Source organism: Spirosoma sp. KCTC 42546, from assembly GCF_006965485.1.
Lineage (GTDB): Bacteria > Bacteroidota > Bacteroidia > Cytophagales > Spirosomataceae > Spirosoma.
In genome coordinates this window covers 2,953,475-2,971,366 of record NZ_CP041360.1, presented here as the reverse complement: position 1 = coordinate 2,971,366, position 17,892 = coordinate 2,953,475, and the positions used below count along the sequence as shown (strand labels likewise).

The window sequence follows — 17,892 nt, the reverse complement described above, 5'->3', positions numbered from 1 at the left end:
AAGGTTATAAGGGTTGAGGAGCCAGCAGAACCTTGTCGCCCTGCCGGGTAATCTGAATGTTTAAGGCTTCAGCAATAATTTGAAGCAGTTCGTCAGCACTTTGGGCCGGGTAAGCGCCCGATACCGTCAGCGCGGCTGTTTCGGGATCGGAAATTTCGAGCGTCATACCAAAATTTTCCTGGAATAAATAAGTCACTTCGCGCAGGGAGGTCTCATTAAACACATAGCGATGATCGCTCCAGGCGGCATAGTTGGCTGGTTGTGCTGTTGGCGTTAGACGAGCGACTCCATTTTTTTTCAGGTCAACCAAATCGCCGGGCTTCATGGTTATCTGGCGCATTTCCTGGCCCGCCTGCTGGTAGTGGAATTCGACCTTACCCCGTTGGAGGACTACCTGGGTACCACGGGGTCGGGCATATAGCGTGAATTCCGTACCCAGTACAACTACGTCGGCCCCGTTATCTGTCTTAACAACAAAACGTTGATTAGTAGCGGTATGAGTGACCGAGAACAAGGCCTCCCCTTCCAGCCATACTTCGCGCGTTTTACTGCCAAACCCAAAGCGGGGTACCCGTAAAATCGAATTGGCATTCAGCGTCACCTGACTACCATCCGACAACCGAACAAGGCGCGTTTGCCCGTAGGCTGTTGCGTAGGTCTGGTTGAGCAATTGCTTCTGAAAACTCCAGCAACCCACCAGAATCGCTACCGATGCCGCTACCGCCCAAATCAACCAGTTTCGCCGTGAATACAGCGGTACGATTGGGGTATCATCAGCATACGTGTCCGCCGGACGGAGGTTGACTAAAAAATCGTGGTATCGATTTAGTCCGGCCTGCTTATCGGCTACGTATTGCAGATGAGTTTGTTCCCATTCTTCAAGCCACTCATAAAACAGTTCTTCATGGCGCGGGTCCTGGCACCATTCATCGATCAACTTCCGCTGCAAGGCGGTTGCCCTACCCGCAAAGGAGTCGAAAATGAGTTGTTTATTAATGAGTTCGTTCATAATAGCTTGTCTTTTCAGTAGGACACATTAGCCGCCAAAATCCCTTAAATGATGGTCAAAACAGAGAACGAATTCCCAACAGAATCAGTAAAAACCAGCGGCCTTTCAGTAACTCGCGCAAAGCATGACTGGCCAGCCGGATCTGCACTTCGATGGTTCGGGTTGAGAGCCCAAGTTCGCCCGCAATTTCACCGTACTTTTTCCCTTCGAACCGATTCATGAGGTAAATGCGCCGACGCTGAACCGGTAACGACTCAATGGCCTTCTCAACATCCTGGTACAGTTCATCATACTGCGTAATCGCGTCCGGCTGCTGCGTTTCGGTGATGGCCTGATACTGCGCTTCGTCAAGCGGTACGTCGCGCCGGAATGTCTGCCGTACGTAGTTGAAAGCCCGATTACGAACCGTTTTGTACAGATAAGCCCGATAGGATGTGGAAATGGTCGCAAAAATCTGCTGCTCATAAAACTGACAGAACATATCCGCGACCAGATCTTCAGCAATGGCTTTTGATCCAACAAACCGGACAGCATGACTGCACAGGGCGACGTAATGTTGCCGAAAAAGCAGTTCACAGCCCATTCGGGCATCGGTCTCGAAAGTCCGGCGGATAAACAGCTCTTTATCGGAAGCCAGCGGCTCCAGCTCATCCGGTGATGATGAATCCATAGTACGTGAAGTCCCCGAATCGGTAGCTGTGTAGGATCGCCAGGTGCTGGTTAGCTGCATGTTCTGTATAATTAACCGTATGCGTTACTGAAAACAATGACCGCTCATAGATAAAGACACAATCGCTACCAGGAAACCCTTAAGGTAAACAGGATATTTTCAATAAAAATTTTCACCTACTTAGCAAATAAGCACGAACCAGCCCTAATTGGCGTCTTAAGGCCTTTTTCATTGAGCCCACTGCAGATTATGGACCAAATTTTTAAGTTCAGACAAGCCATTCGAACGGGCAAAGCGCTACCAATTCCATCAGTTCAGCTAGAAGAGGGCCTTAGTTCTACAATTCATGAGAGTCTATCTACACAAGTGCTGCCAGCTCCTGCCATGAGATCAGCCCAATAGCCAAAATGGCTAGCGCCAGGCCAATCTTATTCGCCGTTGAGAGCTGCTCCCGAAAAAACAAAGCGGCCACGAGCGCAGCCAGCACAATTACTCCGATGTTATAGAGCGGATACACAAAAGCGCCATTGCTGCCAAAGGCCGACAGGGCTAGCAATAGCGTATAGAAACTCAGAAAATTGGGCACGCCTAACGTAACCGCACCAATCAGGTTGCGCGACTGAAAGGTTTCCTTGCCCTGAATCAATCGGATCACCAGCATCAGCAAACCGGCGACAATGGCCCCTAGCACCATCGTCAGGGTTACCTGAATAGTTCTATCAGCCGACGGTATGTAATGAATATTCATGTAATTGATCATGGTGTTGGTAGCTCCGTAGAACAAAAACACCGCAACGGGTAATAATACATTAGCGCCTAGCCGACGAGAAGTTGATGTCGTTGGCAAGTCTGACTTAGCAACTGGCGCTTCTTTTTTATAGGTACTCAATCCCACAGCAATTACAGCCATTACTAATCCCAGGTAGTTCAGTGCATCGAACGTTTTGCCGCCCGCTTTAAAAATGAACAGACTGAAACAGACCGGAATAACCAGAGATAGGTTGTTGGCCAGCGACGTAGCTGTAATGCCCATGCGCTGGGTGGACGCACCCGACAGCAGAAAGGTTAGAATAAAGCCAACGCCCAGACCGAAGGCCAGCCAGGTCCAGGTTTGGGAAAAATCGATTGAGAAGGATTGACCAGCGGGCAACAGCAATAGTCCCGTCAGAAAGCAAACCGGATAGTTGAACACGATAGCCTGAAACGTATTGACATCGTAGCGCGGAAACACCCGAAAATTCAGCAGCAGCAGCACCGAAAGCACGATGCTAAGACCTAAAAAGAGCATGAGTGTAGTTGTGGTCTGGTAATTTTGGGGCTAAGTTAACCGGTCGATTCGGTTGTAAGTGTATCTTTCCATCCCTCAACTGGCCGTTTTACGATGAACAGGAAGCTGACTTTTCTGGTTGCCCTTTTCTTTTGTTCAATTAGTCAATCGTTAGCACAGCAGACGCTTTCGGTGTCGGCGATGCTATCGCCAACATTTTCCCACACCTTATACAATTACCGGTACTTTTATCCGGAAAGCGATGGGCAGATTGTGGAGCCTGTCTATATTAGTGGCAGTCGCTGGTCAACTGGGTATTCAATTGGTGCATCGGTGCACTATACCTACGCACCCGGCTGGTCGGTTTCGTCGGGTATCTGGTTTCAGCAACTTTCCCTCCGACAGGCGCGACAGGCTGTAGCGGGCGAAGGTACCGTTTCTCTACGAAATCGGGTTATTCGCTTTCCTCTGCTCCTGAATTATTATTCCTCGACCCAGCGTCTATCACCTTATTTTTCGGTAGGCCTGTTTGTCGATTTGCCAATAACCTCACGCGTGGTTGTCATGCGCACTGGTGAGTCAACCCAATACCTTCGGCTCCTATCAACTCCCCGACCCATTTTTCATGGAATGCTGGGTGCCGGGATCCGGTATAAACTAACGAGTCGGTACACACTCATAGCGCAACCCACCTGGACCTACAAGTTTGGGCAATTAGGAGGAGCCAGCGTAAATGATTCATCAGTTGAATTTAGCTTACAGACGCAGGTGGGGTATACATTTTAACAGATTGGCAAATAACTGACGCAACAATAGGCTACTCGTTGACTCTTTTACGCATAAACACACTTCCCTGGCTTATGAAAACGCGTTTCTGGCTTTCCCTCAAAACTAGCGTGCTGGTGATGCTGACCTGGTCTACAGGCCCAATGCTTCAGGCTCAGAACAAGCTGCCTGATCCCCAGCCCGCCCAGGTTGACCAGTTCATTACCCGTCATATGGATAGCGCCAACGTGCCGGGCCTATCGATAGCTATTATTCGCGCGAATAAACTTGTCTATAGCAAAGGCTACGGCCTCACTAAAGCCGACTCAACGCAACCCGTGACATCGGCCACCATCTTCGATGCGGCTTCGTTAAGCAAGCCCGTATTCGCATACGCCGTACTACAACTGGTGGAAGAGCGCTTGCTTGATTTAGATAAGCCGCTTTATGAATACCTCCCCTACCCAGACGTTGCTGCCGACGAACGGTACAAAAAGATTACAGCCCGAATGGTATTGAGCCATCGGACGGGATTCCCGAACTGGCGTAAAAACAGGCGATCATCGGAACTAGCCATGCGCTGGGCACCCGGCGAACGCTTTGGTTACTCGGGCGAGGGCTTCGTTTATCTGCAAAAAGTGGTTGAAAAAATTACCGGAAAACCGCTGAATGACCTGATGACAGAACGGGTATTTATTCCCTTGCAAATGACCCGCAGTAGTTACGTCTGGCAACCCACGTTCGACGCTAATTTTGCTTACCCGCACGATCAGGAAGGGAAACCAGAACCCAAATACAAATCCAATCAGGCCAATACAGCCTATTCTCTACAAACTACCGCCGACGATTATGCCCGGTTTCTACTGGCTATCTTAACGCCCAGGGGCTTGACAGTAACGACAGTGAACCAGATGCTTACCTCTCAGGGCCGGTTACCCAAAACGTTTTCAGGTAGGTCTGACTCGCTTTCATCAACGTTGAGCTGGGGATTAGGATTTGGCTTGGAACACAGCCCAAAAGCCGATTATTTCTGGCACTGGGGCGACAACGACACCTACAAATGCTACGTAACCGGCTGCGCGAAAAGCCAGGATGCCGTGGTCTATTTTACAAACTCAACCAACGGCTTAAGTTTGATAAGCGACATTAGCCAGCAGCTGATGGGATTTTCCCCAACAACGGTTTCGTTTTTGGGCTATAAGCCTTATAGAAAGGGCCAATAAGCATGTAGGCTGTAACAAAATCACGCCCCGAAGGCGGGTTTGAAGCCCAACCACCACCATGTTCTAGCGAGCAAGCCCCCAAAAGCTTTACGTTTTCTCCTATTGATTATCAGGTCGTTAAAAACACACAGCACATCCGAGACAGGGTGTGAAGGGGCACCTGGCTGTAGGGCGATGAAAGAACCGCCCAACCACCAGGTGCTATCCATTTTCGTTATTTTTTTTTATCCTCTAACCACTGTTTGGCAAGCGAAGCTTCAACGGGCTGTAGCAATTGGATGCACAACTGTACTTGTTCTTCGGCTAATCCGCCAAAACACATTTCATTCACTTCACTCAACTTTTGGTAGCAGGCGGCTAATACGCTTGCCCCTTCTTTGGTCAGCTCTAACCGCTTGGTCCGCTTATCTAGCTTATCACCCTGTTCTACGATTAGTTCAGCTTTCTTTAATCGGTCGAGAATCAACAAGCCTGATGACAGCTCGTTGAAATTGGCCAAAATGACATCCGTTTTCTTTGGAGTTGACGTATTGGCAATGGAGTTGAGGTATAAAAACTCGTCGAACGTACTGATACCGCAGTCCTTAAAGGCTCCCATAACATATAGATTATGAAGCCTGGCAATCCTACCTACCAGCTTCGTGAGTATGCTGGCGCTGTCAGGTGGAACGGGAGATTGCCAAAAGGTAACCTTTTTGGTTTTCTGCTCCTGATTAACCAGGTAGTCTTGACAAAACTGGCTTAGTTCAGCCTTGGGGTTTTCTTCCTCATACTTCGCCCATAGGTTAATCAACTCCACAGTCTTATTCATATAGATCATATTTGATGTAAATATAATAAAAAACAGCATAAATGATTATCTTTAATCATTTATGCTGTAAATTTGAAAAAAAATAACATCATACATGATATAATATGGAAGATTTAAAAGTAAAAGGTTTAACAGGGATAATTATGTCATCGCCTGAGCCGGACCGGTTAGTCAAATTTTACAACGAAGTGTTAGGTATCCCATTGGCACTTAATCGTCATGGGAACACGCCCGACCATTGGGAGTGCGATTATAATGGCATCCATTATGCTGTACTTAAACGAAAAGTGAACGAGCAGCCAAACGAGAATATCGTACTCTCTTTCGCTGTGGATGATATAGATCGTTTTATAACCACACACAACGTTAAGATGATTCATCCTATTATGGACTTAGGAGATGGAGCTTATATAGCTAGCTTCAAAGATCCTGATGGCAACATACTGCGCTTTTGGATGGACAAGAAGCAATAACAACAGATAAACTTATGAAGTTGGCACAACCCTCCATCTGGATCTGATGCGTATTAGTCAGACAAAGGGGCTGATTGTACTAACTTCATAAGCTATTAGGCCGATTTTGTGTTTCGCTCCGCGTGGGGTTATTTTCGGGTGTTCAGTCGAGTTACGTCCTCACCAGCACCTGGCAACACGATGTATATCATGTTGCTTTGGCTACTTAGTCTATTACAATGAAAACAAATGCTAGTTCCTCATTTGACGAGGCCCAGAACAATGTGCTGGCTTATGCCTATTGAAGCAAGTTGGCGGGTACTGCAATTTAAACTAAACCATGTTGATTCAAGACTATACAGCGGATTGGCTAACAGATTTCAATGAATTAAAAAAAGTACTCCATGAGGCTTTATTTGATCTAACCGTTTCCATAGAACACGTAGGTAGTACCTCAATTCCCGAATTAGCCGCAAAACCAATTATTGATATCGATCTAGTTTTTAGCAGCAGGCTAGAATTTCATGAACTAACCAAAAGATTAAGAAAAATTGGCTACTATCATAATGGAAATCAAGGCATTCCTAATCGGGAAGTGTTTAAGCGAGACACAATTACTGCAAAGCATCCTGTATTAGATTTCATCAGCCATCACCTATACGCTTGCCCAACAGATAGTGAAGAATTACAAAAACATATTTTATTTAGAGATTATCTTAGTAGAAATAAAGAAGCGAGGATTTACTATCAAACGTTGAAATATGAAATTGCCGACGAAGCAAAACAAGACCGAAAGAAATATGCGCAATTGAAAGAACGTAAAGCCAGCGATTTCATCAACCACATTATTGAAATTGCCAAAAATACGAACGCTACCTAGTGCATTGGCAATAGAATTGAGTAACGAATTGCAAATGAGATATATCCAGAGCGGTTTTTCATAAACAAACCAACATATATCATCGATTCTTATAGTTGCGCAAAGCCACAACCGTTAAATTCGTTCAATCATGGATGTTCGACTTGCCCTTTTGGCCGTGTGCCTTTGTTTCAGTCAATGCCGCCAGCATGGAAATGCCCCTACTCCCACTGAGTTGACAATTAAATTTGTTGACGAATTAAGGCCACAACTCGTAGGAACCTGGGAGATTCGGCAAGCTCAGGTCAGTCATAAGAATCTGGTTCCGGTCTACTATTCAACGGGGATCACAAAAGACACACTCCTTCAGGATGTAGCAACACTTAACCTGTGGCCTTCATCGGCAAAACAGATTGATGGCCGCATTCTTGAACTAGAAGGCACCCTACAGTTTCGAGCCACGGAGTACCCAATCAAAGCTAAACTGTGGCCGCGTCAAAACGACCCCAAGTCAAAAGGAACGCTATTTTTAAACTTTGCCTATAAAGAATCCGGCGTTACCCTGATACCTCAGGAGGTGGATTATCTGCAAAGTATTGGCCTGATCGGTGATAATTTCTCCGTTGAAACTGTTTTGGGTGAACCCACAATGACGTGGCGAGGCTTAAATCGCGCTATTATATCTGCAAGTTTTTACAGGAAGTGATGCTTTGGCCAACTAGAACTAACCACTAAGCCTTGACTTATAGGATCGTGGTACCCAGAGTGGCTTATAGTGTGCTTCCCAGATTACACGTACCTAATTAAAGAATGGGCACTCAGGCTTTCGCGCTGGGTAGTTGACGTTTTTCAATTGATACAAGGGCCTGGCCAATCAGTTGTGCAGCCGTGCGTACAGCTACCGTAAAGCCAAAGAAAGGTCCGAACGATTGACCAGCCGGAAAGCTACTAAAATACAGGCCTGAGATGCTGCTTTGGAAATTCAGGTCGAGTAAGGGGAATCCGTTCCGGGTAACCAATACATCCTGGAGCGATGTCGACAAAAAAGGCAACCGCGCCACATTGACCTGATAACCAGTCGCCAGTATGACTTCATCGACGTCAATCTGCTCTCCGGAACTCAACGTTATTCGTAGCGAATGGTCAGGTTGCAGAATGGCTGATACGACCTCCGTGTGCGGATGCAGCGTTACGCCAGGCAGGCAAACACGCTTTTCGAGCCAAGGCTCTACTTTTAGCCGTCCTTCGGCCCAAAGCTTGTACCGATATTGATCCTGCTCCTCAGCCGATAACTCACGAAACCAGCCCGGTTGGTCAACCATGTGTTCGACCAGGGTTTCAACCCACGACCAATCCGCTTCCTCAAAACGGGGTGTATCATGGCGGTAACTGATGTGAGTATGCGAAGCACCCGCTTCCTGTAACAAAGCCGCCGACTCAAACGCGCTTTGTCGTCCACCAATCAGCAAAACCCGCTTACCCTTATACACATCCATGTCAACGGCATCGCAGCTATGCTGGTAACGCCCCGCTGGTAATAGCGTCACCAGAGTAGCGGGAGAATGAGCAAAGTATTGAAAGCCAGTGGCGATCACCGCCTGCTTCGCCTGAACGGTATTGCCGTTATCCAGTTTGGCCACAAACCCGTGTTCATCCTGGCTTAACAGACAAACATAGCTTGGGGTCACGGAAATGCCGGCTTGCTGTCTGAACCAATCCATGTAGGCAATATATTGTTCCCTGGAAATGGGATCTGTCGACAATCGGGAAGGGTAATGACTAGTCAGAAAACGGTCGATAGTCCAGTGGTGATCTGGGTCGAGGTACCAATTGACATTGGACCGGAGCAACATGCCCGTTGGCATATGCTGCTTCCAGAATTCCATTGGTTTACCCACGATTTGGTAATCGTGCCGACGCTTCTGAAAATAAGCAGCCAGCCCAAGACCAAAAGGACCTGCACCAACAATGAGCGTATCGGTTGACTGATTCATAAGAATGGTTTAAGGCTTTAGGCAATCTGTGTTAAAATTAATAAATAGCAGGAGTCATGTGGGCTATCTACAAAAAGACACTGCGGAACCAAACGATTAAAGAAATTGCGGAGTCAGAAATAAAATTCACCAACACGATCCAGACACATGGATACTCAAGGGTCACTGTCAAGACGAGCTGTTGTTAAAAGCTCAATTTTCGGATTTCTAACAGCTTCCATCCCGAGCATAGGTTTTTCAAAAGGGGTGGTCGATTTGGATTCAGAAAAAATCATTGCTGAGGAGCACTTACGTCGGTATCCTGCCATTGAAGATGATGTTGTTGCCGAAGTAGTGGGGGCTTCTCATTTCAACCTAGACCGGGTGAAAGTGCTCGTAAACCAACGCCCTGAACTGGCAAGGGCAACGTGGGATTGGGCTTTCGGTGACTGGGAAACAGCCATTGGAGCCGCATCGCACGTAGGGAGAAGAGATATTGTCGAATTTCTACTAAGTAAAGGGGCACGCCCAGATCTATTCACCTATGCTATGCTGGGAAGCTATGACACAGTAAAAGCGATGGTAGAAGCCACTCCCGGCGTCCAGCGTATTACTGGTCCACATGGCATTAGCTTGTTACAACACGCAAAAAATGGTCTCCGAGCCGATGGACTTACGAATGAGCAAAAAAATACTAGCAGCAAGCTAATTGACTACCTGGAGGGGCTTGGGAACGCCGGGTACCAGGAAGTAGATATTCCAATGGAGGCCGTCGAGAAAGAAAAATATCTGGGCGATTATAAGTACGGGGAAGGCCCATCAGATGGATTTAGTATCAAAATGAATCTGCGAAAATTACTATCATTGGGGAAGTTAGGGAAATCGGGCGGTGCTTTGTATCAGAAATCCAGAAACGTATTTACGTACAATGGAGCCCCGTCTGTCACGATAACTTTTGATATCGTGGATAGTAACGTACGTTCATTAACCATTCAGGAGCCAACCCTTACACTAACAGCCAGGAAAGTTTGACCCGTACCAACAAACTCAGCTTACACGAACTAACCATCAACCTGTACGCAACTCGAGAACAGCTTACTTTTATACAAGGCAGTCGTCGTACTATGCTTACGGCTAGCGCTCGTCTAATTTAGATACTAGTTTGGCAAAGCACAGGTGGGAGTCTGTTCGTATATCATGTCAATAAATAACTGACACCTGCCAGACATTACTGGTTTGCCAATAAGGCAGGATTTTCGGCGAGTAGTCGCATCCGGTAGGCATTCATAGCAGTGCGGCCAAGCTGATTTACAAGTCGGTAGTTGACCACAACGCCAACAGCAGCGCCAATACCCGGAATCAATTGCGCCATTTTGGCCAGATCAATGTAATCGCGGTACTCCTGTTGAAACGTCAGCCAGTCGAACTGGTTGATGTCTTCAGGCAGTTGGCGGCTATGTTCCGGCCAATTGGCAATGTAATCGTAAATTATCTTTCGGCGCTCCTGGCTCGAAAAGGCCAACTGGAAAATATAAAGGATATAGACCCGTTCGCGGTAATCGCTCACCGAGAACCCATACAGACCGGCAATTTCGAATAGCATTTTCATCTTCAAACTAAGCAGTATCGGGAAATCGGCCATGCTGAGCCAAAACCCACCTGCCCCCGTAACACCTCCTTCGGCAGCGCTCGTTTTCCGGTAGAAATCAATTCGTCTGGCTACAGCGGCATCACGCTGAGTCAGCGTTTGGCCTACTACAGGTGTACGGGTAAGAAATTCCGCCCCAAATAAAACAGCTCGCGTCATTTGCTTGATTGTGGCCGTAATAACGGTATGTACACGATCGGGAATGATCCGATTAATCCGGTGCTGAAGCGATGTTGAGAGCCGTCCGAAGGCGGATGGCGGCTTTTGCATAGCCTGTTGCCAGCGAACCAGTTCGTTGCGGACAGCTTGTTCGTAAGCGGTCATAAGGTGATTATTTTAGAGAAAAGTTGTATCTTCATCGAATTAAAACAGGTATGAGACTGTTATCATTCTACATCCTCATAAACCCATAAACACGCCTATTTGTCGGTATGAAGAATGTTCTTTTGCTTCTGGTTGGTTTGGTAGTTATTTATTTTGCCAGCACCGGATCCAAATCTTCCCGTAACGTTGTTATAGCAGCCCCAACCGCGGCCCCAAAAACGGTTAAATCTGTTGGTCGCCTTGCTGTTTATGATGAGCTTAACTTAAGCCAGACTGGTTTGCAGCGAACTGTTTTCGAATATGCCCTGCGCGGCTGGCAGAAAATAGATTCTGCTAAGTCTATGCTTACCATTGTTGATCTGAGCCAGCCATCAACCCATAAACGGCTATACGTTGTTGATTTGTTCAATAAAAAGCTGGTTTTTAACACCTATGTTGCACACGGGCGTAACTCTGGTGATTTAACTGCCAATCAATTTTCGAACACCCAATCGTCGTTCCAGAGCAGCTTAGGCTTTTACCAGACGCTCAATACCTACATGGGTAAGCATGGCCTTTCGTTGCAGTTGAAAGGCCTGGAAAAAGGCTTTAACGACAATGTCTATAATCGGAACATTGTGCTACATGGTGCCGATTATGTTTGCGAAGATATCATTCGCAAAACGGGCCGACTTGGTCGTAGCCAGGGATGCCCAGCCGTCCCTTATGCCGAATCCAAAGGCATCATTCAGGCTGTTAAAGGCGGTACATGCCTGTTTGTCTACGCGCCCAATCCCGATTACCTGAAGCAATCGGCCTATTTATCCAGCCCATACACATCCTTGTAAAATCGAAGCTTCCCAGTTGCGTCCACATCGGCAATGTTGTAGGTGATGAACACCGGAAACGGCTTTGGGATAGGTAGTGTCCGGGGTTTCTGATCAATCAAACATTTATCCAGAAACGCTTTATCGAACGTTTGGGCGTCCAGAATCAGGTTAGCTAATTCGACCGGCTTCTGTACCCGTACGCATCCATGACTCCGCCAGCGATCGCTGGTGAGCTTGAACAAGTCCCGACTATTGGTGTCGTGCAGATAAATGGCCAACGGATTTGCCAAGTTGAATTTTAGCAAGCCCAGTGAATTCTCACAGCCCGACGCCTGACGAACCCGATACGGGAAATTAGTTGTCGATAAACCATCCCAGTCAATTTCCTCAGGGTCAACTTCCTTGTCTTTCTCATCCAGTATCTGGAGATTTTGATTGTAAATAAAGGCAATGTTCCGCTTCATTCGAGGCAGCATTTCGTCCAGAGCGATATTGCGGGGCACATTCCAATAGGGATAGGCCACAATATCCTGAATATACGTTGTCATGCAGGGGGTTCGCTTATCGGGTTTACCAGCAATAACCTGCATAGGAAGTAGCCGCTTACCCGTTCGGTCAAAGACATTTAACTCACCGGCGGGAATATTGACAACAACAAACTTATCGGCATCGAAGCGATTGACATACCGATAGAAGTTCAATGTTTGCCGAATCACCCGCAATGAATCGGCCATGGCCGGATTTGATTTAGCTAGTTTACGAAGCCGACTATAATGGCCCACCAATTGGTTATAGGGCCCAAACGGAGCAAGTTTTGCCAGTGATTCGGGCTGGCTGGCCCCATCCGCATTTTTGGCCCAACTTGAGTCTACGGCCTCCTTTAATCCACTAAATTCCAGTCGGGAAGGCTTTTTACCGTAGCGAATTTCCAGCAGCAGATCGGCCTGTTTTGCCTCTATTTCGGTGACCTGGTTTACCGATTTAACCCCAAATCGAGTTGTATCGACCCCAACTGAATCGGCATACCGGCATAGTCCATGCAGGGCGAGTAAAGCTTCTTTCGTCTCCTCTTCCGATCGTTTACGCGCCTGTTCAACCTGCGTCCGCTTCTGCTTTACCGACTTTTGTTTAAAAAACCATTTACCTACAAAGAACAGGATGACCAGACCCGCTACCACTGCAATGCCAATTCCAATCCTTCGTTTATCCATTCGTATCGTTGAGTATTACTATGTATAAAACGAAGCAGACTCGCCATTGTTTTTGGCAGACTATTCAGGCAACAAAAAGGGCAACTCTGTTACGGGTTGCCCTTTTTGTTGGTTAGCTATAGGCTGGCTTGTCAATATCCGGTTTGGGATTGGGATTTCGGTTTGGGTGTGTCACGCGCACATTGGCCGCTAACTTATCGCCATCCATGTAGTCTTCTTCCAACGCGTCTGGTTCCAACTCCTCGGCATCAATCTGACTGCCAGGTCCACTGGTACCTTCTACTGACTGATTAGCAAGACCTGCGGGCGAAATAGCCTGCTTAGCCCGGATGATATCTTCTTTCTCCTGATTTTCCATAACGCTTTCCGTGTCAAGTGTCTATCGAACCTTTAGTCTATCAAACCAGTAAACTAACGTATTGTTTGCAAACAACTTATTTCCCGCCTGCTGTTGGCATCAGCACCGAATCAATCGAATACACCATCCCATTGGTTGCTTCGGCATCCGACTGATCAACGGTTGCGGTGTTGCCCGCTCCGTCCGTAATAGTCAGCGAATCGCCCTGTTTACCAACGGTTAGTGTTCCGCCCGTCACCGTTTTTAGTTTCTGTCCGTCCTGAAGCTGGTCGGCAGTGTATTTACCCTTCACAACGTGATAGGCCAGCAGTTTCATCAATTTTGCTTTCGCTTCTGGCTTCAATAAATCGTCCATTGTTCCAGCGGGAAGTTTATCAAATGCTTCATTTGTGGGCGCAAACACCGTATAAGGGCCTTTGCCACCAGCTTGTTCCGTTAGGCCAGATGCGCGCAGAGCTCTGAATAAGACCGTGTGATTGGCAGATTTGGCCGCACTGATAGCCAGGTCTTTACCCGTTGTCGTATGACTTACTTTGGGCATAGAGCTGGCATCTGAGGTAGTGGTAGCGGTTTGTCCTGCCGAATTCTGAGTTTGCGCACTAACAGACGCAAATAGGCCGGGGAGTAGCATAGATGCCATTGCCCAGCTCAAAAAGAGTTTCCTGTTCATGTTAATTGAGTATAGTTAGAAAATGAAACCTACGACTCATCGCACCGACAAGCCCGAAGCAACCCGCTCCGATTTATTGAGTAAACGGTAGGCTAGCACTTGTAAATTGCCCAAAGGCTTAGAATTTGAGCGAAAGGGACAAAAAGGCTTGCGGTTTCATAGGCCATATCTCCAGGATATGGCCTATGAAACCGCAAGCCTTACTTAACTAGTCAACTAATGAATAACGGTTAACTGCCCCCGATACGTGGTATCTAGCGGGCCGGTTCCCGTACGGATTTGGTAGGTATAGACCCCCGCCTGAACGGGTTCCTGCTGGTAAGTACCATCCCAGGGCTGGGTATATCCGCGTGAGAAGAAAATCAGTTGTCCCCAGCGATTGTAGATGGAGACTTCACTTTGTGGAAACGAGCTGATGTTTGGAATCACCCATACATCATTCTGCCCATCCGCATTAGGCGAGAAGGCTGATGGGAAATAAAGTAATGTGGCTACGTCAACCAGAATGGACAATTTATCCGTACAACCAGCCTCGCTCATGGCCGTCACCTCATACAAGGTCGTTTCAGATGGGATGGCAATTGGGCTACTTACATCCGGCTGGCTTAAATAGGTAGCTGGACTCCACTGGTATCGACTGATGGGCTGGTCAGATCGGGTCAGGAGTTGAACACTCTGCCCTTTTGCTAAAATATACGTAGTCTGACCGGTTAAATTAACACTAGGCAACACCTCAACCCAACGATTCTGCTCGGCCAGGCATCCTTTGTCTGATGTAATGGTATAGGTCAGCTCATGACGCCCAACACCTGCTTTCATTGGATCGAAGCGGCTCCCCTGAACGCCCTGCCCTGTATAGGTTCCGCCAGTAGGTTGGCCCGTCAAGGCAACGGTAGCGTTACTGTCAAGGCAAACGGATGCTATAGAATCAAATTGAATGACTGGACGGGCATACTGGGTGAGTGTAACAGGAAGCGATGTAGCGGTACAACCGGTTGGTGCGCTAACCGTAACCTGATAGTTTCCAGCCTGTTTTACCACGAGCTGACTTGTTGTATCGGTAAGTTTATTGCCATTTTGTTGCCACTGGTACTGATAACCAGTCGTATTCCCAGCCATAAGTTGAATGGTGCCATCAGTGCAAAACGTCAACGACGACGGCTTGATCTGAGCCGTAGGGCGTGGCTCAATGGTAACCTTTACACTATCTTTTCCTTCACAACCCATATCAGCGATTCTGGCAAATACGCCGTAATTGCCAGCCTGATATATCTGTAGCGTCGCCTGCTGGCCCGCAACATCTTTCCCATTATACTGCCATCGGTATTTATAACCTGGTTGCCCATCGGCCTTTAGCACAAGTGTATCCCCTGCACAGTAAGGCTTTGGCGTTGTTAACGATACCTTGACCGAAGGAGCAGTTGTAAACGTAACCTTAACTGCCTGCGAGGTGGTGTCATTCGCGCACGCTTTCGCCTGGCTTTTTACGACGGAATAAACCCCTGGTGTTCGTACCTGTAGGGTATCGCTGGTAGAACCGCGGAGACTTGTACCGTCTTTCTGCCACTGATAGGCCCAGTCTGAATTTTTCTCGACAGATAGCACCAACGGCTGACTACCGCACCAGGAAAGATCGGTCGCTACTTTTCCACTGGTCATCACAACGGCTGGAGGGGGCGTATTTTTTGAGCAATCCACAACAGGTAGTTGAAAATCCCGTCGTACAACGCCAATACGCTCACCATTCCTGAACTCCTCACATTGCACCGTAAATAAATAGAGTCCCTGGGCAGAGGCCTTAACACTTAACTTCCCCGTATTTTGATCAATACTTAGGGGTGGACTTCCCGGAATAATATTGGCTAAGCTGTACCCTGGCCCCCAATTAATGGTTGGGTAACTATTTCTGGGCGTTTCATCCGTATAACCAGGCGCTAACCTGGTTGTATATCCATTCAGGGGTGTTACAAGCGAGTAGCGCAGTTGATCTCCATCTGCGTCAGTTGCTCCTGCATCGAAGGTGAAGGGTTTATTGATACAGATATAATCCCCATTAGGCACTCGGAATTCAGGGGCAGAATTAGTAACGTTTATGCCCTTTTTCAACATGGGCGGAAACTCCAGATAAAAAGTCATGGCTACCCCATCCACAGCAGCCGTGTTCACATTCGTGAGGGCATCGTTTCGGCAACACCGCTCCCAAACGATGTAGTAGCCACCTGGATCGGTATATAAATTGGGATCGAACTGATGGTTATCGTAATAACGGGCTTGCGTAAAGCTTAATTGCCGAAGGCTGGCACAGGCAACATTATTGAACGTGAGCGGTAGAGTTTCTTTAATGTAAAGGGTAAGTCGTTCAATCAAGACAGGGTTCTGCTTCCGGTAAATCCGTAAGATCACAAAGGCATCCCGATTCCCGGAAACCGTTTTATTTTCATCTAAATACTGATTTAGCTGGATTCGAAATAAACCAGGCTTTGTGCCAACGGCACGCATACTCATGTCGCCCCCGATAATGTGGTCTGCCTGAGCGCCTACCGACAACAGCCAGGCAATGATCAGCAACAGACCTGTTCTACCTCCTCGAACCATTCCTCCACTCGCGACTTGCATAATACCCGTACCTGCTTTTTGGATTCAATAAGCCATCCTCAAAAACTTGCAATGAATATACTCACACTTCTGGAATAGGCCTATAAACAGTCCACTTTCTATTATTGAGTGGTCTTGTGGCACAAGGTGATCAGGCTATTTGGTAAGCCACAGGACTGTTTACTTAGAAAAAAAACCTTTTGCAATCAGATATGGAATCAATAGCCAGAGAAGGCCTTTGACAAGAAAGAAGAGAAAACCCAGCCAGCCAACTCGCTTGAGCCAAAATTTGAACCGCTCATTCATATAGCAAAGATAAGGATTTTCATTTGTGAGTCTTTCGGTTGATCCCTACAGCCCGGAAATGTAAAAAGGCTAGGCAAGGGAATAGAATCTGGGTAGAGATCGGCAAAAAACTACCTTTTACTACGTCAAAAGCATAGTGACTATGACAACCAATATGACCGATATTGATGCGTATATCGCAAGCTTTCCAACCCACACGCAAGACCTATTGAACCAACTGCGGTCAACCCTGAACCAGGCAGCTCCTGACGCAGAAGAAACCATTAACTATGGCATGCCGACGTTAACCTTAAATGGTAATCTGGTTCATTTTGCCGCCTTTAAACAGCATATCGGATTCTATCCGGCACCAACAGGCATCGAAGCCTTCAAGAGTGAACTCGCTGGTTATAAAGGAGCCAAAGGGTCAATTCAATTTCCAATCGATAAACCGCTCCCTCTTGACCTTATTGCCAAAATTACCAGGTTCAGGGTGACAGAAAATCTGGAACGGGCAGCACGTAAAGCCATACAGAAAAGCTCAGCAAAACCCAAAAAACGCTCCGACCAGGAACAGGTAACCGAGCATATTCAACAACTTGATCCTGAAATTGGCCTGCTTGTTGAAGCACTTAGGCAAGTCATTCTAAGCACCGACCCCGAAATTGGCGAACGGATTAAATGGAATAACCCAAGCTATTATTATACAGGGGACATGAAGCCATTTGACCCCAAAGAATATAAACGGGAACTGGTGGTGTTCAACCTGCACAAAGGACGAGTGATGCTGGTTTTTCCCAGTGGAGCCAACGTAAACGACTCAACCGGGTTTCTTGAAGGAGATTATAAAGACGGTAGACGAACAGTCATTTTTAAGGACATGGATGACATTCGTTCAAAAGAAACCCAATTGCAACATGTCATAAAGGAGTGGCTGAAACTTGTGGAACGGTAAATCAACAA

General features: G+C 47.2%; 18 protein-coding genes. 8 read left to right on the top strand and 10 right to left on the bottom strand.

All coding sequences use genetic code 11. From position 1 onward, the window contains the following. Nucleotides 1-4 precede the first annotated feature (4 nt). From EXU85_RS11960 to EXU85_RS11950, 3 genes are all read right to left on the bottom strand, one after another. Nucleotides 5-1,009 carry a FecR family protein gene (locus EXU85_RS11960; protein ID WP_142772301.1) on the bottom strand — a complete coding sequence of 335 codons (1,005 nt, stop codon included), beginning with the start codon at nt 1,007-1,009 and terminating at the stop codon, nt 5-7. A 55-nt stretch (nt 1,010-1,064) separates the two neighbouring features. After that, nucleotides 1,065-1,739: an RNA polymerase sigma-70 factor gene (locus tag EXU85_RS11955; protein ID WP_142772300.1), complete on the bottom strand. Its 675-nt coding sequence runs from the start codon at nt 1,737-1,739 to the stop codon at nt 1,065-1,067. Between the two features lie 298 nt (nt 1,740-2,037). Next, a complete protein-coding gene (locus EXU85_RS11950; RefSeq protein WP_142772299.1) occupies nt 2,038-2,967 on the bottom strand; it encodes an EamA/RhaT family transporter in 930 nt (309 codons plus the stop codon). A gap of 93 nt (nt 2,968-3,060) precedes the next feature. Here EXU85_RS11950 and EXU85_RS11945 point away from each other — a divergent pair, with 93 nt between their 5' ends. Next, on the top strand, nt 3,061-3,732 hold the full coding sequence (locus tag EXU85_RS11945; protein WP_142772298.1) for an outer membrane beta-barrel protein: 672 nt from the start codon (nt 3,061-3,063) through the stop codon (nt 3,730-3,732). A gap of 74 nt (nt 3,733-3,806) precedes the next feature. Continuing rightward, complete coding sequence (locus tag EXU85_RS11940; RefSeq protein ID WP_142772297.1) at nt 3,807-4,934, top strand: serine hydrolase; 1,128 nt, start codon at nt 3,807-3,809, stop codon at nt 4,932-4,934. Between the two features lie 214 nt (nt 4,935-5,148). Here the strand turns inward: EXU85_RS11940 and EXU85_RS11935 are convergent, their stop codons facing one another. Then, nucleotides 5,149-5,745: a MarR family winged helix-turn-helix transcriptional regulator gene (locus EXU85_RS11935; RefSeq protein WP_168207775.1), complete on the bottom strand. Its 597-nt coding sequence runs from the start codon at nt 5,743-5,745 to the stop codon at nt 5,149-5,151. A 104-nt stretch (nt 5,746-5,849) separates the two neighbouring features. Between EXU85_RS11935 and EXU85_RS11930 the strand changes: the two genes are divergently transcribed. The 3 genes from EXU85_RS11930 to EXU85_RS11920 all read left to right on the top strand — a co-directional run bounded on the left by EXU85_RS11930 (nt 5,850) and on the right by EXU85_RS11920 (nt 7,762). Further along, nucleotides 5,850-6,218, top strand: a complete 369-nt coding sequence (locus EXU85_RS11930; protein ID WP_142772295.1) for a VOC family protein — start codon at nt 5,850-5,852, stop codon at nt 6,216-6,218. Between the two features lie 319 nt (nt 6,219-6,537). Then, nucleotides 6,538-7,077, top strand: a complete 540-nt coding sequence (locus tag EXU85_RS11925; RefSeq protein ID WP_142772294.1) for a GrpB family protein — start codon at nt 6,538-6,540, stop codon at nt 7,075-7,077. A 130-nt stretch (nt 7,078-7,207) separates the two neighbouring features. After that, nucleotides 7,208-7,762, top strand: coding sequence for a hypothetical protein (locus EXU85_RS11920; RefSeq protein WP_142772293.1), 555 nt, complete (start codon nt 7,208-7,210; stop codon nt 7,760-7,762). 112 nt (nt 7,763-7,874) lie between these two features. Here the strand turns inward: EXU85_RS11920 and EXU85_RS11915 are convergent, their stop codons facing one another. Continuing rightward, nucleotides 7,875-9,050, bottom strand: a complete 1,176-nt coding sequence (locus EXU85_RS11915; RefSeq protein WP_142772292.1) for an NAD(P)-binding domain-containing protein — start codon at nt 9,048-9,050, stop codon at nt 7,875-7,877. A 147-nt stretch (nt 9,051-9,197) separates the two neighbouring features. Here EXU85_RS11915 and EXU85_RS35640 point away from each other — a divergent pair, with 147 nt between their 5' ends. Continuing rightward, a complete protein-coding gene (locus EXU85_RS35640) occupies nt 9,198-10,061 on the top strand; it encodes a hypothetical protein (protein WP_210422461.1) in 864 nt (287 codons plus the stop codon). A gap of 196 nt (nt 10,062-10,257) precedes the next feature. Here EXU85_RS35640 and EXU85_RS11905 read toward each other — a convergent pair whose 3' ends face one another. Next, the gene (locus EXU85_RS11905; protein WP_142772291.1) at nt 10,258-11,001 is read right to left on the bottom strand and encodes an EcsC family protein; all 744 of its coding nucleotides are present in this window, start codon (nt 10,999-11,001) and stop codon (nt 10,258-10,260) included. Between the two features lie 107 nt (nt 11,002-11,108). Between EXU85_RS11905 and EXU85_RS11900 the strand changes: the two genes are divergently transcribed. Then, complete coding sequence (locus EXU85_RS11900; RefSeq protein ID WP_142772290.1) at nt 11,109-11,828, top strand: murein L,D-transpeptidase catalytic domain family protein; 720 nt, start codon at nt 11,109-11,111, stop codon at nt 11,826-11,828. On the opposite strand, the gene EXU85_RS11895 is transcribed toward EXU85_RS11900, so the two are convergent. The 4 genes from EXU85_RS11895 to EXU85_RS11880 form a co-directional block, all read right to left on the bottom strand. Further along, complete coding sequence (locus EXU85_RS11895) at nt 11,798-13,021, bottom strand: L,D-transpeptidase family protein (RefSeq protein ID WP_142772289.1); 1,224 nt, start codon at nt 13,019-13,021, stop codon at nt 11,798-11,800. The two genes, EXU85_RS11900 and EXU85_RS11895, sit on opposite strands and share 31 nt — an antisense overlap. A 112-nt stretch (nt 13,022-13,133) precedes the next feature. After that, nucleotides 13,134-13,379 (bottom strand): hypothetical protein, encoded by a 246-nt coding sequence (locus tag EXU85_RS11890; RefSeq protein ID WP_142772288.1) that lies wholly within the window; start codon nt 13,377-13,379, stop codon nt 13,134-13,136. 76 nt (nt 13,380-13,455) lie between these two features. Continuing rightward, nucleotides 13,456-14,049, bottom strand: coding sequence for a fasciclin domain-containing protein (locus EXU85_RS11885; RefSeq protein ID WP_142772287.1), 594 nt, complete (start codon nt 14,047-14,049; stop codon nt 13,456-13,458). Nucleotides 14,050-14,265: 216 nt separating this feature from the next. Beyond that, a complete protein-coding gene (locus EXU85_RS11880; RefSeq protein WP_246859530.1) occupies nt 14,266-16,665 on the bottom strand; it encodes a gliding motility-associated C-terminal domain-containing protein in 2,400 nt (799 codons plus the stop codon). A gap of 427 nt (nt 16,666-17,092) precedes the next feature. On the opposite strand from EXU85_RS11880, the gene EXU85_RS36135 reads away from it, so the two are divergent. Next, entirely contained in the window at nt 17,093-17,884 is a 792-nt protein-coding gene (locus EXU85_RS36135) for a DUF1801 domain-containing protein (protein ID WP_142772286.1), read from the top strand. Nucleotides 17,885-17,892 lie beyond the last annotated feature (8 nt).